Consider the following 23,717-nt stretch of genomic DNA (forward strand, 5'->3'; position numbering starts at 1 on the left):
CAAGCACCGCGAACTCATCAGGCACCCGTAGAAGGACAGCCAATCACACGTGAAAGACTGTAGTGAACATACGAGAGGAGCTACACATGGGTAAGCGTGGGCGTAAGAAGCGCAGTCGCAAGAACAACAAGGCAAATCACGGCAAGCGTCCGAACAGCTGACGCTCGGACCGAGAACCGAGAAAGGCCAGGGAGCTTGAAACGCTCCCTGGCCTTTTTCTGTTTCTATCGAACCAACGTAGTCCTGAATGTCTCAGTCGAATTCGGTCTGCCGAATCAGGACCGTTCTCCGGATCTCGATGCTGAGGCGCTCGCGCAGACCACTCGGGGCTTGATCTCCACCACACTTACGACTGATCAGGTTCTTGACCTTCTCCTCGATACCGTAGGCCGCGAAGCACGACCCGCAATCGTCTATGTGCTTCTGTAGACGCTGCCGGCTGGCGTCGTCGCACTCGTCGTCGAGCATCAGCCATACATCGGCGATCACCGCCGAGCAGTCGAGATTGTCGAACTCGCTTTGCCCCGCATCGTCGGGAGTTGCCTCGGACGTCACTTCGACACCTCCTGCTCGTACGCATCGACAGCGCCGTTGCGGTTGAATCCACGCTCACGGGCCACACCAGCGAGCAGGCCCCTCAGTTGCTTACGACCACGATGTAAACGCGACATAACCGTTCCGATCGGCGTTCCCATGATCTCGGCGATCTCCTTGTAGGGAAAACCTTCCACGTCTGCGTAGTACACAGCCATTCGGAAGTCCTCGGGCAGAGATTGCAACGCGGCCTTTATGTCGTCATCGGGAAGTGTGTCCAGCGCTTCCACCTCGGCGGAACGCAAACCGATGGACGAGTGCTCAGCGGTAGCGGCCAACTGCCAATCCGTGATCTCGTCGGTCGGGTATTGAGCCGGCTGGCGTTGCTTCTTGCGATAAGAGTTGATGTAGGTATTGGTCAGGATGCGATACAGCCATGCCTTGAGATTCGTACCCTCACGGAACGACCTGAACGCCGTGTACGCCTTGACGTACGTTTCTTGAACCAGATCCTCCGCATCGGCAGGATTGCGGGTCATTCGCAGTGCTGCACCGTACAGCTGATCCAGCATCGGGAGCGCGTCACGTTCGAAACGCTCGGTCAGCTCGGTCGCCGATTCAGCTGTCGCCTGAGCTTTCGGCTCGACTTCCTCCACGCTGATCCCTTCGGTAGCCATGTTCGACCAGGCTACCGCGGGCGAGGGCAGCCCCAAAACGTAGATCGCTTCGTTACCGACAGGTGTGCGCGAGGGGCGCTCTGTTGTCGAAACCGTCACAGCAGATCCCTTCCTTCCCAGCTAGAGATTCTTGCGGGTTCAACACCGACGCGACGCCACGTGTTCCCTCGAGCCCAGTTCGACTACAACGTCGATAGGGTTGCGCGCATGCGCGCCGCCCCAACTCCTGCCGTCACGGTGCTGGCCCAGGCGAAAGTGCATCACCGACTGCACAGTTACGAGCACGACCCGAACTCCTCCTCGTACGGGACCGAAGCCGCAGACATTCTGACCACGCGACTCGGACTGGCGCGTGGCCAGATTTTCAAGACCCTCGTGGTCGAGTGCGCCGACCGCACGCTCGCGGTTGCAGTACTACCCGTCACCACGACGCTGTCCCTCAAGGATGCGGCGGCTGCTCTCGGCACTCGTAAAGTGACCATGGCCGATCGGGCTCAGGCAGAGCGATCGACAGGGTACGTGCTCGGCGGGATATCACCACTGGGGCAACGGCGGGCGTTGGCCACCATCGTCGACGACTCGGCACTCTGGTGGGACCGGGTGCTGTGTAGTGGAGGTAGGCGCGGACTGGAAATCGAGCTCGATCCCCGCGAACTGGTTCGGCTCTGCAAGGCGGTCACGGCTCCCATCGCGACGGAGTGAACGTCGATGCGCAAAGATGAAGGAGTGAGCACCTGGACAGCGCCGTCGACCACAGAGCCCGTACATGCAACGGTGATCCTGCCCGGATCCAAGTCCATGACGAACCGAGCACTGATCATTTCTGCTCTTGCGACCGGCCCGTCCACGGTGTCGGGAACATTGCGGAGCCGAGACACCGATCTGATGATCGCCGCTCTGCGTGATCTCGGGGTACGGATCGACATCGATGAAGACGATCCGACCGAGCTGCACATCATTCCCGGCCCACTCCACGGTTGTTCGATCGAGTGTGGTCTCGCCGGAACCGTCATGCGGTTCGTTCCACCGCTCGCCACGCTCGCCTACGGTGCAGTCTTCTTCGACGGCGACGAGCAAGCGCGTTCGCGGCCTCTGGATACTATTCTGGGGGCCTTACGGTCGGTCGGCGCGCAAGTCGACGGTAGCTCCCTCCCGTTCAGCGTGACAGGCACTGGGCGCCTGAGTGGCGGCGCCGTCGACATCGACGCATCCGGATCCTCACAGTTCGTGTCCGGGCTCATGCTGTCCGCCGCAGCATTCGACGACGGCATCACCATTCATCACGTAGGCAAGCCGGTGCCGTCGATGCCACACATCGAGATGACGGTGCACATGCTCAGGCAGGCCGGGGTCCGAGTGGACACCCCCCAGGACAGCGGCGACGCCGATACCTGGCGTGTCCACCCAGGGCCGGTTGCCCCGGTGCACTGGGTCATCGAACCGGATCTGTCGAACGCGACCCCGTTTCTAGCCGCAGCTGCGGTCACCGGCGGTGAAGTGCGCGTACCCCAGTGGCCGGCCGCAACGACGCAACCGGGCGATGCGATCCGCGAGATCCTTCGGTCCATGGGCGCCGAGGTCGAACTCACCGACGGCACCCTCGTCGTATCAGGACCGGACGTGCTGCACGGCATCGATATCGACCTACACGAGGTAGGCGAGCTCACCCCGACAGTGGCAGCACTGGCAGCGCTCGCCGATGGACCGTCCTGGCTTCGCGGGATCGCACATCTGCGCGGCCATGAAACCGATCGACTGAAAGCACTGGCCACTGAAATCGGCAGGCTCGGCGGAAAAGCCGTCGAAACCGCTGACGGTCTCGAGATCACGCCGGTTCCCCTCGGTTCCGGACTGTGGCACGCATACGCCGATCATCGAATGGCGACGGCGGGCGCAATACTCGGACTCCGCGTACCCGGAGTGCAGGTAGACGACATCGGCACCACGGCAAAGACATTGCCCGGGTTCGAGACCCTCTGGTCCAACATGCTCGCCGGTTCACCGTCGCACCTCGAGACCGACGGGAACATGTCCTGACGCCGCGCCGGTACGACGAATCGGACGTGCGCATACGTCCAGGAAAGAGCTCGCGACCTCGGACCAAGACCCGGCCCGAACATGCCGATGCTGAATCGGCCATGGTCGTCGCAGTCGATAGAGGCAGGTGGGGATGCGTTCTGGGAGGTGACCCGAACCGGCCCGTTGTCACCATGCGCGCACGTGAACTGGGCCGGACACCGATCGTCGTCGGAGACGACGTCGACATCGTCGGAGATCTGACCGGCAAGGTCGATACCCTCGCTCGTATCGTCCGCGTGGCCGAGCGTCGCACGGTGCTCCGCCGTACAGCCGATGACACCGATCCCTTCGAACGCGTCGTCGTCGCCAACGCCGAGCAACTACTCATCGTCGCTGCGTTGGCCGATCCGCCGCCGCGTACCGGCTTCGTCGAGCGCGCACTGGTCGCCGCCTACGTCGGCGGTCTGTCACCGATTCTGTGCCTGACGAAGAGCGACCTCGCGGATCCGACCGACTTCACCGCATCTTTCGCCGATTTGGACGTGCCGGTGGTTCTCGCCGGCCAAAGCGAGGACCTCACCGAACTGACGGCCACGTTGCGGGGCAAACTGACCGCACTGATCGGGCACTCGGGAGTCGGAAAGTCCACCCTCGTCAATCGACTCGTCCCCGACGCGCATCGCGCCGTCGGCGTCGTATCGGGCGTAGGCAAGGGACGTCACACGTCGACGCAGTCGGTGGCATTGCCCTTGCCCAGCGGCGGGTGGGTCGTCGACACACCGGGCATCAGATCCTTCGGCCTCGCGCATATCTCACCGCACGACGTCGTGGCTGCCTTCTCCGACCTGGCCGACGCGATCGAGGAGTGCTCGCGAGGGTGCACCCATCTAGGACCGCCCGCTGATCCCGAATGTGCGCTCGATGATTTGACCGGTGACGCAGCCCGTCGCGTCCGCGCCGTTCGCGGTCTTCTCGAGGCCGTACGCACGAACGACGCCTGGCAGTAGATCACCAGACGTCGTTCGTGGTATCGAACCGAAAAGTATTACTTCACTTTGCTTTTCGCCCAAACAGTCCGCGGGACTTCCTGGCTTCACGAATCGCCGTCGCAAGGCCACGCCGCTTCCCGGTCTCGGGATCGATGGTCAGCAGACCCGCAGGCTCATTGGCGAACTTACGTTCGGATGCTGTCTCCGGCGCATCGTCCGCGGTAGCCCGAAGGTACTTGTTCGGCAGCGAGAGTTTGGCGATTGTTCGCCACGACAACAGATACTGCTTGCCGATCGATCCGGTGGTGTACGGCAAATCGTATTTCTCGGCGAGCTGCACAACGCGAACCTTGATCTCCCGCAAACGATTACTGGGAAGATCCGGGAACAGGTGGTGTTCGATCTGATAGCAGAGATTTCCGCTCATGAACTCCATGACGGGGCCCGCATCGAAATTCGCACTGCCGAGCATCTGACGCAGGTACCACTGCCCCTGAGTCTCGCCCTCCATGTCGGACTTGGTGAACTTCTCGGCGCCGTCGGGAAAGTGACCACAGAAGATGACGGTGTTCGTCCACACGTTGCGAATCATGTTCGCGAGGAGATTCGCCGTCATCGTCGACTTCCACGCGGGACCGGTCAGAGCCGGGTACACCACGTAGTCCTTGACGACCTGCCGGCCGACCTTCTCGAGAACCTCGCGGCGCTTCTGAACGAACTCCTCGCGCGGAATACGCCCCTTGGCAACCTTGCCCAGTTCGAGGTGCTGGGCTGCGACGCCGTACTCGAAGAACAGCTGCAGCAGCAGGTTGAACACCGGGTTACCGAGATTGAACGGCTTCCAGCGCTGATCGCGAGTCACCCGCAGCAACCCGTAACCGACGTCGTCGTCCATACCGAGGATGTTGGTGTACTTGTGATGGATGTAGTTGTGGGTCTGCTTCCAATGCGCGGACGGCCCGGTGTTGTCCCACTCCCACGAAGTGGAGTGAATCTCCGGATCGTTCATCCAATCCCATTGCCCGTGCATCACATTGTGCCCGAGCTCCATGTTCTCGATGATCTTCGCGGCGCCGAGCAGTCCCGCGCCGAGCAACCAGGCGGGACGCTTACGACTCGCGAAAAGGGTTGCACGACCACCGATTTCGAGTGCGCGCTGGAAGCGAATCGTATTGCGAATGTATTTCGCATCACGTTCACCCCGCGAAGACTCGATGTCTCGACGAATCGCGTCGAGTTCGATTCCGAGCGCTTCCACGTCGGCGTCGGTCAGATGTGCGTATTCTTTGATTTCCGAAATCGCCATAGGATACGGCCCTCCTGGCAGTCGTCGAGGTGCACTTCGTACACGTTCTTGCAACGACCGTACCGCAACTTACGGTTGCGTAGGTTACGCACGCGTAGGTGTGAGTGAATTCACTCGCGCCTACGCGCGGCGCAGTGCCTTCGCCTGCCGCTTGGCTTCCTTCTTTGCGTTCCGAAGGGTGACCCGGGCTTCGGCGATAGCCGAACGAAGTCCTCGCCGCTCTCCGGTCATCGGATCGATTCGGAGCGCGTGGACGGTCGGAACCTCACCCGTGCGGAAACGTCGCTCAGAGCTGGTTTCAGGCGCATTGTCCGAGGTAGCCCGCAACCAGGAGTCCGGAAGCGAAAGCTTGTGGATGGTACGAAGTGCCAACAGGTATTGCTTTCCCAGCGAGCCTGTCGTGTACGGAAGGTCATATTTCTCGCAGAGCGCATGCACGCGTTCGGATATCTCCGCGTACCGGTTGCTGGGAAGGTCGGGAAACATGTGGTGCTCGATCTGGTAGCAGAGGTTGCCCGACATGAAGGCCATGACCTTACCCGCCTCGAAGTTCGCACTTCCCAGCATCTGTCGCATGTACCACTCGGCGCGAGTCTCGTTCTCGAACTGGCCGATGGTGAACTTCTCGGCGCCATCGGGGAAATGTCCGCAAAAAATCACTACGTACGTCCACAGGTTGCGCACGAGGTTCGCCGTCGCATTGGCAGTCAGAGTCGACTTCCACGCGGGGCCGGACAGCGCGGGGAAGAGCACGAAGTCCTTGCCGACCTGACGTGCGATCTTGCGGCCGAATTGCCGGTTGGAAGCAGACTTCCAGAAGGGCAGATTTGCCTCGCCGTCGAGGTCCTTCTTCGCATCGAGATCATGCAGGGCGATGCCCCACTCGAAGGTCATGGCAAGCAAGACATTGGCCAAGGGCTGGATCAAATTGATCGGCTTCCATGGCTCGTCACGAGTCATACGGAGAATGCCGAAACCGATGTCGTCATCCATTCCAACGATGTTCGTATACGTGTGATGCGAGTAGTTGTGCGCTCGCTTCCACTGCTCCGACGGCCCCGTCTGATCCCACTCCCACGAGGTGGAGTGAATCTCCGGATCGTTCATCCAATCCCACTGCCCGTGCATCACATTGTGCCCGAGCTCCATGTTCTCGATGATCTTCGCAACGGTGAGCATCGCCGTTCCTGCTAGCCAAGCGGGTCGATACTTGCTGCCCAGCAGCACAACTCGGGCTCCGAGCTCCAAACTGCGCTGAACGCGGATGGTCCGGCGGATGTAGGCGGCATCTTTGGCGCCTCGGCTGTCCTCGATATCACGTCGTACCGCGTCGAGTTCGCGCCCGAAGGCTTCCATATCGGCTTCGGTCAGGTGAGCAAACTCCTTGATGTCCGAAATGGCCATCGTGGTCCTCCATGGGTCCTGGGCCTAGCGCTGATGGCTTAGCCCGAATGTCTGTTAGGCGACGGGGCGCCTAACCAAATAATAACCGAAGATACTGAGAGGTAGGTGTGCTCCCCCGCAGCGCACAGGTGTTTACAGGTCGAGAGTGCAGTCGCCGGCCGCGGCCGAGATACACGTCTGAATTCGATCACCTTCACCGTGCTGTTTGCCTGAGCGGAGATCGATGACATGGCCTGCAGTAAGCGGAACCACGCAGGTCTGACAAATCCCCATCCGGCATCCGAAAGGCATCTGTACACCGACATTTTCGCCTGCCTCGAGCAGACTGGTCGCGCCATCGACCTCAGTGGAACGATCAGACTTCGCGAACGTCACCGTTCCGCCCTTACCGGAAGTATCGGCTCGCGAAATTTCGAATCTCTCGAGGTGAAGCTTGTCTTCCAACCCTTCGTGTTTCCACACGCGCTCGATCTCTTCGAGGAGCGAAGCGGGACCACACGCCCATGTCTCACGGGTACGCCAGTCCGGGTACAGCTCGTCGAGCGAGGCGAGTGCGAACTTGCCATCGGACCGTGTCAGCTGAATATGCGAATGAAATTGCGGATGCGCCTCGGCAAGTGCAGAGAGCTCGCCCGCGAACATGACTTCGTCCTCAGTGGGTGCCGAGTGAATGTGCACGGTGTCCGACAATTCTCCATGACGGTCCAGCGCTCGCAGCATCGAAATCACCGGCGTGATGCCACTACCGGCAGTAATAAACAGAATTTTCTCCGGAGGCGGCGTCGGAAGCGCAAAATTTCCCTTCGGCGCAGCCAGTCGAACGATGGTGCCCTGTGGAACTCCACCGACCAGATGGCTGGAGAGGAAACCCTCGGGCATCGCCTTCACCGTGATCGAAATACGCTTTTCGTCCCAGTTCGGTGGTGACGTCAGCGAGTACGAACGCCAATGCCACCTACCGCGGAGATGAAGACCGATACCGATGTACTGGCCGGGCTTGTAATCGAAATTGAAACCCCACCCCGGTTGAATGACCAGCGTCACCGCGGTTGCAGTCTCCTGCTTGACCTCGACGACGCGTCCGCGCAGCTCTCTCGCCGACCACAACGGATTGGCGAGGTGCAGGTAGTCGTCGGGAAGCAGAGGGGTCGTAATCCTGGTGAACGCTCCGCGCAGCATGTTCAGCTTGGGCCGCTTGGGCGCAGATACGTCCGCAGCAGGTGCTTCCAGCCACTTCTTGAGGTCCATCCGGTTGGTCATCCCCTCGCTCGAGGCAACGGTACGTTGCTGTAAGTTACGCTACCGTAGGTTGACGAAACGCAAAAGCGATGTGGGTTACACCGCCGTCACAGCAACGCGAGCAAGAACGGCAATTCCTGCGTCGCGTACCACGCCAAAATGTGGTCCTCGGCATCGCCGAGCACGAACTCTGCGTCGGGATCACCGACGTCGGCCGCGTCGACTACCGCAACAGCTTTTCCGACCGCATCCTCCGCGCCCTCCAGATCGAGGTGAACCGACGCCACCTCGTCCATGCGCAACGGGTTCTTCAACCGAACGACCGCGTCGTCGAGATCGGGACGAAGCGTCGGGTCCTCGACGTCCGCGGCAATGACCGCACGTCGATGCACCACTCCCCCGTCCACTACCCCGGCATCCGTCTCGTCCTCGATGCCTGCGGCGATGAGCCGCAACGACGCCCTGGCGGCCTCGTTCATTGCTACCTCGGCCAACTCCTCGTCGTCCCCCGAGGAGTACGCCTCTCGTAGGGACGGCGTCACCGCGAATGCGGTCCGGCTCACCGGATGGAATTCACCGTCTTCCACCAGCGTCCTCAGCATCGCGACCGTCGCCGGTATGTAAACCCTCACAGTTGAACTCCTTACACTCTCGACTCGTTGCTGGCATCGATCAGCTCTTCCAGAGACTCGAGTAGCAGTGCTGTCACCACATCGACGTCGGGCATCGCACCCCGATCGGCGTTCAACCCGAAGTACACAGAGCCGTCGTACGACGTCAGACCGATACTGAGGGCCTGATTCTCGAACAGTGGCGACACCGGGTACATCTCCAGCATGCGCGCCCCACCGACATACAGTGGAAACTGCGGTCCCGGAGCGTTGGTGATGATCAGGTTGAACAATCGCTTCGAAAGCCGACTACCAGCTCGCGCGCCCATGGCATGCAAGCTGGCCGGAGCAAATCCTGAAATTCGCATCAAAGTTTGAGCCGTCACTCCGGGTGACTGTCGCGCATGAGCTTCGGTCGCATGAGAAATATGCGACAGCCGGACGACCGCATTGGGCTCACCTACGGGCAGGTCCACGAGAAACGATGACACTTCACTGCGCGGCACCTCGGCTTCGGGCTCACCGGTCAGCCTGGCTGCGTGCTCGACGGGTCCTGCCCCTTCGTTCGAGACGTACACCGACATCGGCACCAATGCCCGAACCGTCGACGACTCGGTCACCGGTTCGCCGCGCGAGAGAAGCCAGTTGCGCAATGCACCCGTCACCACAGCGAGCACGACATCGTTGATCGAGCAACCGAATCGGGTGTGGATTTTTCGATAATCGGACAGTTCTGTCTTCGCAACCGCAAAGCGACGATTTCGAGATATCGGAGTATTCAGCGGGCTGGAGGGAGCGACCTGTGCCGCCGTGCGCACGGCGGAAAACACTTTGCCCGTCGCGGCAACGGCCTCGCTCGCCACGTCGGTGATGCTGCGGAACGCACCTCGGACGGCTTCGACGCCTTCGCTGGGGCGAACGATCATCTCGGTGATCGCATCGAGGACGAGTGTCGTGTCCTTGGGCTCACGCGCCGGCATCCACAGTTCATCGGCCATGACAGGGGGGCTTTTGCTCGCGTCGAGGATGACTTGACCGAGCTCGAGTGCCATCTCTCCGTCCACGAGCGCAGAATGCGATTTGGTGAAGATGGCGAACCTGTTTTTGGACAACCCCTCTACGAGATACATCTCCCATAGTGGACGTGTTCGGTCCAGGGGTCTGGAGGTGAGCCGGGCGATCAAATCGTGAAGCTGATCATCGGAACCCGGTTTCGGCAATGCAGACCGACGAATGTGGTAGGTGATGTCGAAGTCCGGATCGTCGATCCATACCGGGCGCGCCAGCCCGAATGCGACCTCGCGAACCTTCTGCCGATAGCGGGGCACGAGAACCAGACGCTCTTCGACAAGCTCGAGCAAACTCTCATAACTGAAACCGCTGCGCGGTGTGCGGAAGGTCGCCAACGATCCCAAATGCATGGGCGTGCTGCTGGCCTCGAGAAAGTAGAAAGACGCATCCTGCGTAGTCAGCCTTGTCGCCATCGCGAATCCTGCTCCCCGTTTCCGTTCGCCGGTACCGGCTAGTTCTGCCCGACGCTCGAACCGACCATGCCGATCGAACTTGGATGAAGCAAAACGCTACAGCCATTTCTACCGGCTGCACGAAAGACAACAGTGGAACCGTACGGCCTCCGGTTCCGTCTCATTCACTAGAGGATGCATACACCGCGACGTAAGGGATGCAAAGAATGGACAACCCACCCGTGTCGAACCGTCATACATTCCTTTCGCACGCCCGACCTTTCGAGCCACCGACAGCGTCTGGAAATGCCGCCGTACACGCCAAGAATCGTCTCGACCACCATCTCGCACACGTGCACGCCCGAAGTCAGTCGGACCGTCGACGTCGCCCCTTCCAGCGAAGTCTCGGCAACCACGCTCACGGGGGCACGCCTGGATCGAATGCAGTAACCCCAGCCGAGCGTCAGGCTTCCGACGACGCACAGCGGGGGGCGGAACACGCGTTACGGCTGATCCTGGAGGTTCTCGACAGACGCCGAACAACCGCCAGGCTGGGCGCCTTGTTCACCCCCACTGTTGTCGAGTCGCTGAAAACCCTTGTGAATTCGCAGCCACCCGGCCAGAGTCTCGGCGCCGCGTCACTCCGACGGGTGCATGTGAGCCGATGTGCGAAGAACTCCGCGGAGGTGTTCGGCACCTATGCCCGCGGACCACGCATCTTTGCGGTGGCCGCCCGCCTCGAGTATCGAAAGACTGCGCGACACTCGGGCTGGACGGTCACCTCGGTCAGGATCCGTTGAGGATTACCAGAACGACGGCAGGTTCTCAGCGCTTCTTCTTGGATCTACCGGACTTGTTGGAGGTTTTCGACTGCTCACGAGCTGCCTCGCGTCGCTCTCGGCGCGTCCCCTCAGGGGTGACCGGGGTTCCTGCAGTCGCTGATCCGCGTTGCCCGGACCCACCCTCGGAACGCCGTACCTCGGTACCACCGTCTTCGTCCGGACCGGAGAACGTCAACCGCCCACTGGGGCGCTCGTCGAGGCCCTTTGCGCGAAGCGCGCTCGGTGCCGCGCCCGCACTCTGCGCCGGCTGTGCGAGCTGGTCCTGTGTCGGCAGCGGTTTCTGAGTAGGTGTCTTTTGGGCAGCTGTCGACTTCTGCATCGATGCTCTGGCCGTACCGATCGGAGACGCCAGACCCGGCGCGACTGCCAAGCCTGCCCCTACCGCGGGACCTGCGGGGGCGGGGGTCGCCTCGACCTGCAGGTTGAACAAGAACCCGACGGATTCCTCTTTCAACCCTTCCAGCATTCCCTGGAACATGTCGTATCCCTCGCGCTGGTACTCAACCAGAGGATCGCGCTGCGCCATCGCGCGCAGGCCGATGCCTTCCTTGAGGTAGTCCATCTCGTAGAGGTGCTCACGCCACTTTCGATCGAGTACCGAGAGCAGCACTCGACGCTCCAGCTCACGCATTCCGTTCTCGCCCGCGATCTCTTCGATGTTCTTCTCGCGCGTCGCGTACGCGGCCCGAGCGTCGGCGAGCAATGCCTCGAGAAGTTCCTCGCGGCTCAGATCGCCCTTTTCGCCGAACTCGTTCTCCTGCGAGAGCTCCTTGTAGTCCAGACCAACCGGATACAAGGTCTTCAATGCCGTCCACAACTGCTCGAGATCCCAATCCTCGACGTACCCGTCAGCAGTAGCCCCGGTGACATAGGCGGTGATCACATCGGTGATCATCCCCTCGACCTGGCCTTCCATGTCCGCGCCCTTGAGGATGCGGCGCCGCTCCTCGTAGATGACGGTGCGCTGCTGGTTCATGACCTCGTCGTACTTGAGGACGTTCTTGCGGATCTCGAAGTTCTGCTGCTCGACCTGGGTCTGCGCACTCTTGATGGCCTTGGAGACCATTTTGGCCTCGATCGGCACGTCGTCGGGCAGGTTCAGACGCGTCATGATCGATTCGAGGGCGCCACCGTTGAATCGACGCATCAACTCGTCACCGAGTGACAGATAGAAGCGGGACTCCCCTGGGTCACCCTGACGACCGGAACGACCACGAAGCTGGTTGTCGATCCGGCGCGAGTCGTGCCGCTCGGTACCGAGGACGTACAGTCCGCCGGCATCACGCACGGTCGCTGCGTCGGCTTTCACCTGGGCTTTCACTGTCTCCAGGGCAAGCTCCCATGCATCTTGATATGCGTCGGGCGTCTCCACTGGGTCCAGACCCTGCTTACGCAGTTGCAGATCGGTGATGATGTCCGGGTTGCCACCCAGAACGACGTCGGTGCCACGTCCTGCCATGTTGGTCGCCACAGTGACCGCACCGAGCATGCCGGCCTCGGCCACGATGGTGGCTTCCTGCTCGTGGAACTTCGCGTTGAGCACGCTGTGCACTACGCCTTGCTTGGTGAACTGCTTGGACAAGTACTCCGAGCGCTCGACACTCGTCGTTCCGATCAGAACCGGCTGCCCCTTGGCGTGTCGTGCGACGACGTCAGCGACCACCGCATCGAACTTCGCCTCTTCGGTCTTGTAGATGAGGTCGCCGTTGTCGACGCGAACCATCGGTCGGTTGGTCGGGATCGGAATGACTCCCAAGCCGTAGATCTGATGAAGCTCAGCCGCTTCGGTCTGGGCAGTACCGGTCATGCCGGACAAAGTGTCGTACAGCCGGAAATAGTTCTGCAGCGTGATCGTGGCGAGAGTCTGATTCTCGGCCTTGATCTCGACCTTTTCCTTCGCCTCGATGGCCTGGTGCATGCCCTCGTTGTAACGACGCCCCACGAGGATGCGGCCGGTGAACTCATCGACGATGATGACCTCGCCGTCGCGGACGATGTAGTCCTTGTCCTTGGTGTAGAGCTCTTTCGCCTTGATCGCGTTGTTGAGGTAGTTCACCAGCGGCGAATTCGCGGCCTCGTACAGATTGTCGATGCCGAGTTGGTCTTCGACGAATTCGACACCCGCCTCGTGGACACCGATTGTGCGCTTACGGATGTCGACCTCGTAGTGCACGTCGATCTTCATCATCGGCACGATTCGGGCGAATTCCCCGTACCACTTCGACGACGCGTCGGCCGGACCCGAGATGATCAGCGGCGTGCGCGCCTCGTCGATGAGGATCGAATCGACCTCGTCGACGACAGCGAAGTTGTGACCCCGCTGCACCAGATCGTCGAGGGAGTGCGTCATGTTGTCGCGGAGGTAGTCGAATCCGAATTCGTTGTTCGTTCCGTAGGTGATGTCGGCCGAATAGGCCGCACGCCGCTCGGTCGGAGTCATTCCCGAGAGAATGACGTCGACCTCGAGGCCGAGGAAGCGGTGGACTCGGCCCATCCATTCCGAATCTCGCCTGGCCAGGTAGTCGTTGACCGTCACCACGTGCACTCCGTTGCCGGAGATCGCATTGAGATATGCAGGCAGAACACAGGTGAGAGTCTTGCCCTCGCCTGTCTTCATCTCGGCGATGTTCCCGAAATGCAGAGCTGCGCCGCCCATCACCTGGACGTCGAAATGTCGCTGCGACAGCACTCTGGACGACGCTTCTCTGGCGACGGCGAAGGCCTCGGGCAGCAGCTCGTCCAGAGATTCACCGGACGCGAATCGATTCTTGAACTCTGCGGTCTTGCCATGCAGTTCTACGTCGGACAGCCGCTCGACGTCCGGAGACAGGGTGGACACATGGTCTGCGATGTTCTTGAGCCGCTTGACCATGCGACCTTCACCAACACGGAGCAGCTTGGAAAACGACAGCGAAGGCACGGGCTTTCTCGTCCTCGATCCTCGGTTACGGATATCGGCTAGCAAGATATCGACTGGTCATTACGTCGTAGCGGGGCGTTACGGCAGCGCCGGTTGCGCTGCACTCACATGAAAGTCTCATGCCGGCAGCGGACCGACCCGTCCATGGTAGGCGCTGATGCTGAGTGCTTTGTAGGCCCACCACACGTCGGTGGGCCCGACCTGGGGTCGAACCCCTGGTCGGGCCCACTGACGTGACTCGAAATGCACGTCGGACCTAGTTCGTAGGCCAGATCAGGTGAGTCTGATCAGGCCGTAGTCGAATGCGTGCCGTCGATAGACGACGGACGGGCGGTCGGAGTCGCTGTCGTGGAAGAGGTAGAAGTCGTGACCGACCAATTCCATCTCGTAGAGAGCGTCGTCCACGCTCATCGGTGAAGCGGAGTGGACTTTGGTTCGGACGATCTGTCCGGGTCCCGTAGCCTCGTCCTCGAACGAATCCAGCTTGATATCCGGATTCAGCGCCAGACTGTCGTCCTCAGCCAACTCCGCCGTAGCCTCGGCGACCGACACCGGAGTCTTGTCACCGTAATGGACCTTGCGGCGATCCTTGGTCCGACGTAGGCGTGCTTCCAGTTTGGATGTGACGGACTCGAGCGCCGCATAGAAGCTGTCGGCAGTAGCTTCTGCTCGAACAACCGGGCCTTTGCCCTTTGCGGTAATTTCCACGCGCTGACATGCTTTGGCTTGTCGACGGTTGCGCTCGTGCTGCAGTTCGACGTCGAAGAGATAGATGGAAGGGTCGAAGCGCTCGAGTCGGGCTAGTTTCTCGGAGACGTACACCCGGAAGTGGTCTGGGATCTCGACATTGCGGCCCTTGACCACAACGTCGGCACTGGTCTTGGTGGACTCGTCCGAAGGCTTCTCGTCGAAGAAAACAGAAGCTTGTGAAGGGGTCGTCACTCGTACCTCCCGATATAGGCTGCACCGCTTTTCGCAGTGCGGCAAATGTTCATGCCGAATGGGGAACCAACCGGCATCACGTGCGGTTGCATCACCTCCACTACGAGACCTCGAAAAACATATCGAGGTCATGTCCGCGACGTTAGTCTGTCATCCGCTCGTGTGCCACTCTTCACTCGAAATTGGTACGTCTGCGTGTCCGGAGTGCACTATCGAGGCACCCTACCGAACTGCTGCAACCACCAATACCCCATCAACACGCACTCCCGAATTCTTTAGGACACTTACTGATTCGGTCGCCGTCGCACCGGTGGTGAGTACGTCGTCTACGAGAAGGACAGTTCTTTCACGCGGAATTCCCACGCGCGCAGCAACATCGCCGACTTCGGTGCGTCTGCGATATCGACGACCTGCAGATGTTGCGCTGCGCGAGAGTATCAACTCGATGCGACCCTCCACGTTCGCCTGCCGCTCGGACGCACTGAGCCCGACCGAATCTCGCACTCCCCTGCGCATCCGTAATACCGACGGTATCCGCACGACTTCTTGCCCTAGCTCGGCCGCGGTCGCTCTGACACAGCGCTCCACATGATCACCACCTCGCACTCGCGCTGCCCGCGCTCGAGTGGGCGCAGGCACGAGCACCAGACGAGAAAGCTCGGGCGGATCGATCTCACCGAGTACTCGAAGTTGCTCGATTGCGTGGGCAAGGGCCCGTCCGAGCGGGACGGCCACGTCGTGCCGGTTCCGTTCCTTCAGTTCGAGGACCGCGCTTCGGCGGGCACCGGAGTACGGCCCGAGCGCCCAGCACGGCACTCCTGGGTCGACGCGAGGCGATACCCGCTCGACGGCGGAGCACACAGTATCCTCGCACCGAGGACACCACAGGGTTGCCACGGCACCGCAGCCCCCACACTCACGAGGGAGTGCCAGGTCGAGCAACGTCCGAACAGTTGCGTTCATACGGCGAATCACAGCATCCGGGTACGACACTTTTTACCCTGCCGGATACCGCGCTCAGCCTGGCAGAATCGGTGTCGCTTTCACTCCTGCCAGACCGGCTACTTCACGCCAGTAGCGATCACCGGCAGGATCGCCATTGTTCAGCTGAAATACTGCTCGTGAATCCGCGACGTACTCGTTCGTCGGCGACGCGTCGACAGAGAGCACCGGAGCTGTCAGGTTCCGGCTCGGAAGCGCATCGAGGCGCGAACCGTCGGTCGTAACCTGCACTACCGGCACGTCGGTCGCGATACGCACGATGACGATGGCATCGCCGGTACTCCAGTCCAACGCCAGAGCGTCGCTGCCGAGACCGTTCGCCACCGCCTTGGGAGACATGAGGGAGTACGAGCCGTTCCCCTTGCGCACTACCGTCGCGACGTATACCAACCCGTCGACGATCATGGCCGCCCGGACACCGTCGCGTGATAGCCGTAGGTCGGTGATCCTCACACCGAGCGCAGTGACGGCGGTAGCATCCACCGGAACCACCGAAACCTGCCCCGTCGCTGGATCCCGTGCTGCGCGAATCACATTCGTACCGTCGATGACAGCCCACGCCGCGTTGTTGTCGGCGCCCCAGGAAGGTCTGGTGATCGACTGTCCCTCCGCTACTGGGAAGGCACCGCTGTCGTACCCGCCGATCATCAATGTCGAGGACGGCTCGGGCACCGGGCGGCCGGTGTCTGCTACGCCGGCCACCAGCGTTCCGTCGTTCGACAGCGCGACGCTACGCAGATTGTTGACGGTGCCGAAATATCCTGGAACAGGAACGGCACCGTAATCCTCGACCGACATCAGTTGCCCTGCGACCAACGCGTGTAGCCCCACTGCAGTCTCGGATGTCCCCAACGGATCGAGAGAACCGACATCTGCGGTCGTCCACCCGTCCTGCTTGTCGTCATCGAGAGGTTGTCCGTCGGCGAGCAGTACGTAGGGACCGGATATATCCGCCGATGCCAACGTCCAGATCACCTGGGCAGCAAGTAGCTCACGATTCTTCGTATCCATCGACTGCAGTCCGCCGAAATCGATTCTCACGCCGCCTGGACCGACGCCGACCTGTGTTGTTCGACCATCGGCTTTGGTGATCGGCCCACGAACGCCGACATCGTTCGACAATTCGTTCGACACCGCAGGCGCCAACGTCTGTTTCGGCCCGTCGATCAGCAATTGCACGAGCTGGTTGGCCAGTTGATCAGGAGAACCGGTGAGCCACCGGACATCGGGAACCAACGCCGCACCGAGCGGATCTACGAAGAACAACGACTGGCGTTGGTAGGCGTTGAAGAACTGCGAGCGATCGATCAGTACGCCGGGAGGAAGCTCGTCGATGCGCCACTCCCCGTCGACCTTGACCATCCGAATGGTCGAGTCCACCGAGCCTGCACCGGCCTGATAGTCACCACCCGACGCGAGGACGCCCACGGTGTTCGACCGAATCGTGTACTCCGATTCGTCCGAAGTACGAGGGCCGGACAACAGGTCGATTCGATCCGCTACGACGGTTTTGGCTCCGTCGTCCCAGGTACTGGAGGCATCGCGTGTCAGATACTGCCGTGCAGCTTGATGGCGGTTCGCCGAATTCGCGCTCGCTACGAGGAAGTCGCGGACGAGCAGATCGGGCTCACGTCCTTCCGCCGGCGGTGGCGGTGTAGTCGACGCCGCCCCTCCCGTGATCGAACCGATTGCCTGTGGGGTCGACGATTCGGGCAGGCTTGCGCATCCTGCGAGCGACAGGAGGACGACCATTACAGCGGCAACGGTCGCCGAACAACGCCGGATCATGATGACTCCGAAGGATTAGAAGGGTCCGTCGACTCGCTGGACACCGCAGGCATCAACTCCGAGTGCTCCGCATCCGCCGTCGGCGGCGTATCGGTCCGCGAGGTCGACGAGGGAAGCGGCTGGCCCTGTGAGTAACGCCGAGTGCTCGGCTTCAGGGGCAATGGACTTCCGATCACTTTGTGTCCTCGCACGAGTGGCAAAGTCAACCGGAAGCATGCTCCTTCACCCACAGCCCCCCAAGCCTCGAGCTTCCCGTCGTGCAACCGTGCATCCTCGACGCTGATCGCAAGCCCGAGACCGGTCCCGCCCGACCTGCGCACGCGAGAGGGATCCGAACGCCAGAAGCGATTGAAAACGAGCTTCTCCTCACCGGGACGTAGCCCCACTCCCTGATCTCGGACGATAAATGCCGCAGCGTCCGCATTGGCTCGGAGCCGCAGGAGAACAGGCTTCCCTTCGCCATGATCGAGGGCATTGGCCAGCAGGTTTCGCAGTATTCTCTCGACACGACGCGGGTCGACTTCTGCGATGACGGCAGTGTCGGGCATATCCACGATGACCTCGGTGCCAGTCTCTCGTGCCAAGTGCCGCACCGTGGACACTGCTGCTCGCGCGCACATCCGTAGATCGAGTTGTTCCGCGGCCAGTTCGGCGACACCCGCGTCGTGGCGGCTGATCTCGAGCAGATCACCGAGTAGCGTCTCGAACCTGTCCAGCTCGTTGACCAACAACTCGGAGGACCTCCTCAATGCCGGATCGAGATCTGCACTTCCGTCGTGGATCAGATCAGCGGCCATCCGCACCGTCGTCAGCGGGGTTCGAAGCTCGTGGCTCACATCGGAGGTGAAACGCCGCTGCAGGTTTCCGAACTCTTCGAGCTGGGTGATCTGTTTGGACAGGCTTTCCGCCATCTCGTTGAACGACATGGCGAGCCGCGCCATGTCGTCCTCACCGCGCACCGGCATTCGCTCCTTGAGTCGTCCATCGGCGAATCGAACGGCGATACGTGAGGCCGAGCGAATCGGAAGGACCACCTGTCTGGCGACGAGCATCGATATCGCTGCAAGCAGGACCAATAGCACGACCGCACCGATGAGTAGCGTTCCGCGGACGAGTGAAAGTGTTCTGTCCTCACTCCCGAGCGGAAACACCAGATACAGCTCGAGCCCTGCGATATCGGATCCGGTGGGTGAACCCATGATCAAAGCAGGCCCGGAATATCCACCTTCGTTATCGGAGACCGTTGCGTACTGATAGCTGATCAACCCCTGCTTCACGAACTCACGCAAACTCGCGGGAATGTGATCGACGGGACCGACGGAGGCGTCGCTGCGGACACCGTCACCTTCGACGATCAGCACCGGGTCGAAGGTGCCCGCGGACCCGGAAGCCTCCCCGGCATCGACGTCGCGGCTGGTCAACTGTGCACGGGCGCGCTCGAGGCGGGTGCTCAGCCCACTCGAGTCGTCTGCTCCGGCCAGCGACCCTTCGACAGTGGTACGTGAACGATCGAGTTCCTCGGTGGCTGCGGTGATTTTCGCCTCCAGCAGGCGATCGGTGATCTGACTGGTCAGAACGACCCCGAGGATGGTGATAACGACCAGCGACAACGTCAGAGTCGAGACCACCACGCGCAGCTGAAGCGAACGGCGCCACGCATGACCGAGCGCAGTACTGAGCGAACGCAACCAGCGCAGCAGCGGCGAGAACGTTCCGTTGATTCGCCGCCGAGAGTGGGAAAATCGGATCACGGCGGTCCGGCCTTGTAGCCGACCCCTCTCACGGTAAGAACGACTTCTGGGTTCTCAGCGTCCTTCTCGACCTTCGCACGCAGGCGCTGAACGTGAACATTGACCAGACGTGTGTCAGCGGCATGGCGGTAACCCCACACCTGTTCCAGAAGCACCTCACGAGTGAATACCTGCCGCGGCTTTCGAGCAAGAGCCACCAGAAGATCGAACTCGAGCGGGGTCAAGGACACGAGGTCTTCGCCCCTACTCACCTTGTGGGCAGGGACGTCGATCACGATGTCGGCAATGGACAACAATTCGGCCGGCTCGTCCTCGGTGCGACGCAACCGCGCCCGAACACGAGCGACCAGTTCCTTCGGCTTGAACGGCTTCATGATGTAGTCGTCCGCGCCGGATTCGAGGCCGAGAACGACGTCGACCGTGTCGGTCTTTGCCGTCAACATCACGATCGGCACTCCCGAATCTGCACGTAGAACTCGGCACACGTCGATGCCGTTCATACCTGGAAGCATCAAATCCAGCAACACCAGATCGGGTCGGTTCTCGCGAACCGCCGCCAGAGCTTGAGTGCCGTCACCGACGACGAAAGGCTCGAAACCCTCGCCACGAAGGACGATGGTGAGCATTTCGGCCAGAGCCGAATCGTCGTCGACTACAAGAATCCGGGGCTTCATGTTTCTATGGTGTCACTTTCATGCCGTCAGATGTCTCATTGACCAGGTGCGCGGCGAGTTGGGTCGGATCGACGTCCCCGTCGATCACCTCCCACGGTGACACCCAGTTTGCGGCGGCCAACCCGCAATAGGCCGCTGAAGTCCTGCTTTGAAGCGAGGAGTCACGCTCGTAGGAGTCTCGGACGCGAGTCGAATCCTCTTTCTCACGTGCCGCAGCACGTTGGGCAGCGAGCTCGACGGGGACGTCCAACAGGATTTGCACATCAGGAATCGGCACCCCGAATCGCTCGAATTCGAGAGCTCGAATCCATTCGACCCCAGCGCCGTCGGCCTGCTCTTCGAGCCGTGCGGCAGTGTATGCGGCATTCGAGGCAACATATCGGTCCAACAGAACGATATCGTTGTGCGAGAGCAGCTTTCGGATCATCTCTGCCGCATCCCGTCGATCCAGGGCGAACAGCAAAGCCATCGCGTGCACACTCTCAGCGGTATCACCGTGCGCACCGCGCAACGCCTCGGCAGCCAGATCGGCATGAACCGACAATCCGTACCGTGGGAACCCGACGCGAGCGACCTCGAGGCCCTCGCGCTCCCACGCCGAGACGAGCCGACGGGCCAGGGTGTTCTTGCCCGCCCCGTCGACTCCCTCGATCACCAGCAATTTTCCCACGGCTACCGCGTCCGGATCAGTAGCGGTAGTGCTCGGGCTTGTACGGGCCCTCGACGTCGACATTGATGTACTCGGCCTGCTCCTTGGTGAGCTTGGTGATCGTGCCACCGAGTGCCTCTACGTGGATGCGAGCAACCTTCTCGTCGAGGTGCTTCGGCAGGCGGTACACCTCGTTGTCGTACTCGCTCGGCTTGGTCCACAGTTCGATCTGCGCGATGACCTGGTTGGAGAAACTGTTGCTCATCACGAACGACGGGTGACCCGTGGCATTGCCGAGGTTGAGCAGTCGGCCTTCCGACAGCACGATGATCGAATGGCCATCGGCGAACTGGAACTCGTCGACCTGCGGCTTGATGTTGATCCGCGTGACGTCCTTCGCGCGCTCGAGACCGGCCATGTCGATCTCGTTGTCGAAGTGGCCGATGTTACCCAGAATCGCCTGGTGCTTCATCCGCTGCATGTGCGCGAACGTGATGATGCCGAGGTTGCCCGTCGAGGTGATCACGATGTCGGCCTTCTCGATGAACTCTTCGACGGTCCGCACGTCGAACCCGTCCATGAGCGCCTGGAGCGCATTGATCGGATCGGCTTCGGTGACCGTGACGCGAGCACCCTGGCCCTTCAATGCTTCGGCGCAGCCCTTACCTACGTCGCCGTAGCCACAGACCAGAACCGCTTTACCACCGATGAGGACGTCGGTACCACGGTTGATTCCGTCGATCAACGAGTGACGAGTGCCGTACTTGTTGTCGAACTTGCTCTTGGTGACCGAGTCGTTGACGTTGATCGCCGGGAAGGTCAATTCGCCGGCCGCAGCGAACTGGTAGAGCCGCAGCACTCCGGTGGTCGTCTCTTCCGTGACGCCCTTGACCGACGCTGCGATCTCGCTCCACTTGGTCTTCGACTCTTCGAGCGAACGGCGCAACAGGCCGAGGAACACCTGGTACTCGTCCGAGTCCTGGTCTTCGTCGGTGGGGGGAACTACGCCGGCCTTCTCGAACTGAGCGCCACGAAGCACGAGCATCGTCGCGTCGCCGCCGTCGTCGAGAATCATGTTGGGGGGCTGCGGGGTCCCGTCCGCGGCTGCCGGCCACGTCAGCATCTGCTCAGCGGCCCACCAGTAGTCCTCGAGGGTCTCGCCCTTCCATGCGAAGACCGGAACGCCCTTGGGCTCCTCGACACTCCCGTACGGTCCGACCACGACGGCCGCGGCCGCATGATCCTGGGTGGAGAAGATGTTGCACGACGCCCAGCGAACCTCGGCGCCGAGGGCGACCAGGGTTTCGATCAGCACGGCAGTCTGCACGGTCATGTGGAGCGATCCCGATACTCGAGCGCCCTTGAGAGGCAACACGTCGGAATATTCGCGACGGAGTGCGATCAGACCAGGCATTTCGTGTTCGGCGAGGCGGATCTCCTTACGGCCGAACTCCGCCAGCGACAGGTCTGCGACCTTGAAGTCGATTCCACCGAGGTTGTCCGCGGTGAGTGCCGATCCTGTGGCCGAACGATCATCCGGCGTTACTGAGGTGGTCATCTTGCCTCTCCTGATTGCGTGAAATTCTCTTTCAGGCTATCGGGTCTGCGCGCCGAGGGTTCGCGCTACCTGCATTTGGTCATCCTGGCCGTTGCGCATCCGGGCGCTGTGTATGTCCGAAGAATCTTCTCGCGCTTACGAGGAAGGATGTTCGCTCTGCTCACGTCGCCGTCGTAGTGCGCGATCACTCGCGGGTCCATGACCCGACGCCACAGCGGTGGGAACGCCGCCATCATCACCATCGTTGCGTATCCGGCCGGCAACTGTGGTGCCTCGTCGCAGGTACGAAGAACCTGATAGCGCTTGGACGGATTGGCGTGATGATCACTGTGCCGCTGCAGGTGATAGAGAAAGATATTCGTGCACAATCGGTCACTGTTCCAGCTGTGCCGTGGTGAGCACCTGACGTAACGCCCCCGAGCGTTCTTTTCCCGAAGCAATCCGTAGTGCTCGACATAATTGACCGTTTCCAACAACAAGAAACCGACGACCGCCTGCAGCACGAGGTACGGCAGGATTGCGGGGCCGAATGCCAGTGCCAGCAGCACGAACAGCACCGCACTCATCAACCATGAATGCAGAAGGTTGTTTCGGATACTCCAAGGTCGGATTCTCTCGCGAGCCAACCTCTGCGTTTCCAGATGCCACGCCGATATCAACCCCAGGACCACACTGCGAGGCAGGAAGGTCCACAGATTCTCCCCAAGCCGTGAACTGGCTGGATCATCGGGCGTTGCCACTCTGACGTGATGTCCCCGGTTGTGCTCGACGAAAAAATGCCCGTAGAAGGTCTGCGTCAAGGCAACTTTGGCAAGCCAACGTTCGTGCTGTTCGACCCGGTGGCCCAACTCGTGTGCTGCATTGATCCCAGTTCCGGCGACGAGGCCGACCGTGACGGCCAGACCGATGCTGTCGATGATCGTCAAATCTCCGAAAGCCCACATCCAGCACGCGACCAACAATGTGAAGAACTGAATGGGCAGGAACGCATAGGTGCACCATCGATAGAACTTGTCTTCTTGCATCGACGAGACGTCGGTATCGGACGGATTGTCGCCGTCCTCACCCGCCACCTTGTCGAGGACCGGAATGATCACGAAGAAGACCATCAAGCCACTCCACCAAAATATCGGCATGCCGGTCCACGTAACCAGTTGCGAAGGTAACAAGGCCGAAGCGGGTGCAAGCAGACCGAGCAGCCAGAGATACCGCTTGTGGCCTCGCCGGCTTGTCGCGATGGCAGGATGCGCACCGGAGACCTCGTCCACAACCGCACAGTTACGACCGACCTGGCTCAACCCACACCCCCTGAAACTCGACCCGAAGTTGGTTCGAGGAGCCTATAACAT

General features: G+C 61.0%; 21 protein-coding genes. 5 read left to right on the forward strand and 16 right to left on the reverse strand.

The annotated features are described in order from the left end of the window. Positions 1 to 86: 86 nt before the first annotated feature. Positions 87 to 161, forward strand: a complete 75-nt coding sequence (locus tag H2510_RS21180; RefSeq protein ID WP_099052202.1) for a 50S ribosomal protein bL37 — start codon at positions 87 to 89, stop codon at positions 159 to 161. 91 nt (positions 162 to 252) lie between these two features. Here H2510_RS21180 and rsrA read toward each other — a convergent pair whose 3' ends face one another. Together rsrA and H2510_RS03335 are read right to left on the reverse strand one after the other, a co-directional pair. Next, on the reverse strand, positions 253 to 555 hold the full coding sequence (gene rsrA / locus H2510_RS03330; protein ID WP_186626888.1) for a mycothiol system anti-sigma-R factor: 303 nt from the start codon (positions 553 to 555) through the stop codon (positions 253 to 255). After that, positions 552 to 1,211 (reverse strand): sigma-70 family RNA polymerase sigma factor, encoded by a 660-nt coding sequence (locus H2510_RS03335; protein WP_186626889.1) that lies wholly within the window; start codon positions 1,209 to 1,211, stop codon positions 552 to 554. Before H2510_RS03335 ends, rsrA begins: the two co-directional genes overlap by 4 nt. A gap of 207 nt (positions 1,212 to 1,418) precedes the next feature. Between H2510_RS03335 and ybaK the strand changes: the two genes are divergently transcribed. Genes ybaK through rsgA form a run of 3 tightly spaced genes read left to right on the forward strand, consistent with a single transcriptional unit; the run spans position 1,419 to position 4,237 of the window. Then, the gene (gene ybaK / locus H2510_RS03340; protein WP_186626890.1) at positions 1,419 to 1,913 is read left to right on the forward strand and encodes a Cys-tRNA(Pro) deacylase; all 495 of its coding nucleotides are present in this window, start codon (positions 1,419 to 1,421) and stop codon (positions 1,911 to 1,913) included. Between the two features lie 6 nt (positions 1,914 to 1,919). After that, on the forward strand, positions 1,920 to 3,248 hold the full coding sequence (aroA, locus tag H2510_RS03345) for a 3-phosphoshikimate 1-carboxyvinyltransferase (protein WP_186626891.1): 1,329 nt from the start codon (positions 1,920 to 1,922) through the stop codon (positions 3,246 to 3,248). Continuing rightward, a complete protein-coding gene (gene rsgA, locus H2510_RS03350) occupies positions 3,245 to 4,237 on the forward strand; it encodes a ribosome small subunit-dependent GTPase A (protein WP_176224898.1) in 993 nt (330 codons plus the stop codon). The genes aroA and rsgA overlap by 4 nt, the downstream gene beginning before the upstream one ends. Positions 4,238 to 4,280: 43 nt before the next feature. Here rsgA and H2510_RS03355 read toward each other — a convergent pair whose 3' ends face one another. From H2510_RS03355 to H2510_RS03375, 5 genes are all read right to left on the reverse strand, one after another. After that, positions 4,281 to 5,525: a fatty acid desaturase gene (locus tag H2510_RS03355; RefSeq protein ID WP_186626892.1), complete on the reverse strand. Its 1,245-nt coding sequence runs from the start codon at positions 5,523 to 5,525 to the stop codon at positions 4,281 to 4,283. 120 nt (positions 5,526 to 5,645) lie between these two features. After that, positions 5,646 to 6,929, reverse strand: coding sequence for an acyl-CoA desaturase (locus tag H2510_RS03360; RefSeq protein ID WP_088944410.1), 1,284 nt, complete (start codon positions 6,927 to 6,929; stop codon positions 5,646 to 5,648). A gap of 132 nt (positions 6,930 to 7,061) precedes the next feature. Next, the gene (locus H2510_RS03365) at positions 7,062 to 8,177 is read right to left on the reverse strand and encodes a ferredoxin reductase (protein ID WP_186626893.1); all 1,116 of its coding nucleotides are present in this window, start codon (positions 8,175 to 8,177) and stop codon (positions 7,062 to 7,064) included. Positions 8,178 to 8,275: 98 nt separating this feature from the next. After that, positions 8,276 to 8,800: a DUF6912 family protein gene (locus H2510_RS03370; protein WP_186626894.1), complete on the reverse strand. Its 525-nt coding sequence runs from the start codon at positions 8,798 to 8,800 to the stop codon at positions 8,276 to 8,278. Positions 8,801 to 8,811: 11 nt separating this feature from the next. Beyond that, the gene (locus H2510_RS03375) at positions 8,812 to 10,263 is read right to left on the reverse strand and encodes a wax ester/triacylglycerol synthase family O-acyltransferase (RefSeq protein ID WP_186626895.1); all 1,452 of its coding nucleotides are present in this window, start codon (positions 10,261 to 10,263) and stop codon (positions 8,812 to 8,814) included. A gap of 206 nt (positions 10,264 to 10,469) precedes the next feature. On the opposite strand from H2510_RS03375, the gene H2510_RS03380 reads away from it, so the two are divergent. After that, positions 10,470 to 11,042, forward strand: a complete 573-nt coding sequence (locus H2510_RS03380) for an Rv3235 family protein (RefSeq protein WP_186626896.1) — start codon at positions 10,470 to 10,472, stop codon at positions 11,040 to 11,042. Positions 11,043 to 11,067: 25 nt separating this feature from the next. On the opposite strand, the gene secA is transcribed toward H2510_RS03380, so the two are convergent. The 9 genes from secA to H2510_RS03425 form a co-directional block, all read right to left on the reverse strand. After that, the gene (gene secA / locus H2510_RS03385) at positions 11,068 to 14,004 is read right to left on the reverse strand and encodes a preprotein translocase subunit SecA (protein ID WP_186626897.1); all 2,937 of its coding nucleotides are present in this window, start codon (positions 14,002 to 14,004) and stop codon (positions 11,068 to 11,070) included. Positions 14,005 to 14,277: 273 nt separating this feature from the next. Further along, positions 14,278 to 14,946 carry a ribosome hibernation-promoting factor, HPF/YfiA family gene (hpf, locus tag H2510_RS03390; protein ID WP_186626898.1) on the reverse strand — a complete coding sequence of 223 codons (669 nt, stop codon included), beginning with the start codon at positions 14,944 to 14,946 and terminating at the stop codon, positions 14,278 to 14,280. A gap of 222 nt (positions 14,947 to 15,168) precedes the next feature. Then, positions 15,169 to 15,909 (reverse strand): ComF family protein, encoded by a 741-nt coding sequence (locus H2510_RS03395; protein WP_186626899.1) that lies wholly within the window; start codon positions 15,907 to 15,909, stop codon positions 15,169 to 15,171. 54 nt (positions 15,910 to 15,963) lie between these two features. After that, positions 15,964 to 17,736, reverse strand: coding sequence for an MtrAB system accessory lipoprotein LpqB (lpqB, locus tag H2510_RS03400; protein ID WP_186626900.1), 1,773 nt, complete (start codon positions 17,734 to 17,736; stop codon positions 15,964 to 15,966). Further along, positions 17,733 to 19,487: an MtrAB system histidine kinase MtrB gene (gene mtrB / locus H2510_RS03405; protein ID WP_186626901.1), complete on the reverse strand. Its 1,755-nt coding sequence runs from the start codon at positions 19,485 to 19,487 to the stop codon at positions 17,733 to 17,735. Before mtrB ends, lpqB begins: the two co-directional genes overlap by 4 nt. Continuing rightward, entirely contained in the window at positions 19,484 to 20,161 is a 678-nt protein-coding gene (gene mtrA / locus H2510_RS03410) for an MtrAB system response regulator MtrA (RefSeq protein WP_186626902.1), read from the reverse strand. Before mtrA ends, mtrB begins: the two co-directional genes overlap by 4 nt. Before the next feature lie 4 nt (positions 20,162 to 20,165). Then, positions 20,166 to 20,831, reverse strand: coding sequence for a dTMP kinase (locus tag H2510_RS03415; RefSeq protein WP_186626903.1), 666 nt, complete (start codon positions 20,829 to 20,831; stop codon positions 20,166 to 20,168). 16 nt (positions 20,832 to 20,847) lie between these two features. Further along, positions 20,848 to 22,368: an adenosylhomocysteinase gene (gene ahcY / locus H2510_RS03420; protein WP_084346854.1), complete on the reverse strand. Its 1,521-nt coding sequence runs from the start codon at positions 22,366 to 22,368 to the stop codon at positions 20,848 to 20,850. A gap of 65 nt (positions 22,369 to 22,433) precedes the next feature. Continuing rightward, positions 22,434 to 23,666, reverse strand: coding sequence for an alkane 1-monooxygenase (locus H2510_RS03425; protein ID WP_222438159.1), 1,233 nt, complete (start codon positions 23,664 to 23,666; stop codon positions 22,434 to 22,436). Positions 23,667 to 23,717: the final 51 nt, after the last annotated feature.

Origin of the sequence: Rhodococcus sp. BP22 (assembly GCF_014281965.1) — a bacterium.
In the GTDB taxonomy this organism is placed as follows: Bacteria; Actinomycetota; Actinomycetes; order Mycobacteriales; family Mycobacteriaceae; genus Rhodococcoides.

What these genes read in the sequence shown, in the direction of transcription:
- H2510_RS03335 (WP_186626889.1), bottom strand. Translation starts at nt 1,211, where the DNA reads ATGGCTACCGAAGGGATCAGCGTGGAGGAAGTCGAGCCGAAAGCTCAG.
- ybaK (WP_186626890.1), top strand. Translation starts at nt 1,419, where the DNA reads ATGCGCGCCGCCCCAACTCCTGCCGTCACGGTGCTGGCCCAGGCGAAA.
- aroA (WP_186626891.1), top strand. Translation starts at nt 1,920, where the DNA reads ATGCGCAAAGATGAAGGAGTGAGCACCTGGACAGCGCCGTCGACCACA.
- H2510_RS03355 (WP_186626892.1), bottom strand. Translation starts at nt 5,525, where the DNA reads ATGGCGATTTCGGAAATCAAAGAATACGCACATCTGACCGACGCCGAC.
- H2510_RS03360 (WP_088944410.1), bottom strand. Translation starts at nt 6,929, where the DNA reads ATGGCCATTTCGGACATCAAGGAGTTTGCTCACCTGACCGAAGCCGAT.
- H2510_RS03365 (WP_186626893.1), bottom strand. Translation starts at nt 8,177, where the DNA reads ATGGACCTCAAGAAGTGGCTGGAAGCACCTGCTGCGGACGTATCTGCG.
- H2510_RS03375 (WP_186626895.1), bottom strand. Translation starts at nt 10,263, where the DNA reads ATGGCGACAAGGCTGACTACGCAGGATGCGTCTTTCTACTTTCTCGAG.
- H2510_RS03380 (WP_186626896.1), top strand. Translation starts at nt 10,470, where the DNA reads ATGGACAACCCACCCGTGTCGAACCGTCATACATTCCTTTCGCACGCC.
- H2510_RS03395 (WP_186626899.1), bottom strand. Translation starts at nt 15,909, where the DNA reads ATGAACGCAACTGTTCGGACGTTGCTCGACCTGGCACTCCCTCGTGAG.
- lpqB (WP_186626900.1), bottom strand. Translation starts at nt 17,736, where the DNA reads ATGATCCGGCGTTGTTCGGCGACCGTTGCCGCTGTAATGGTCGTCCTC.
- mtrA (WP_186626902.1), bottom strand. Translation starts at nt 20,161, where the DNA reads ATGAAGCCCCGGATTCTTGTAGTCGACGACGATTCGGCTCTGGCCGAA.
- ahcY (WP_084346854.1), bottom strand. Translation starts at nt 22,368, where the DNA reads ATGACCACCTCAGTAACGCCGGATGATCGTTCGGCCACAGGATCGGCA.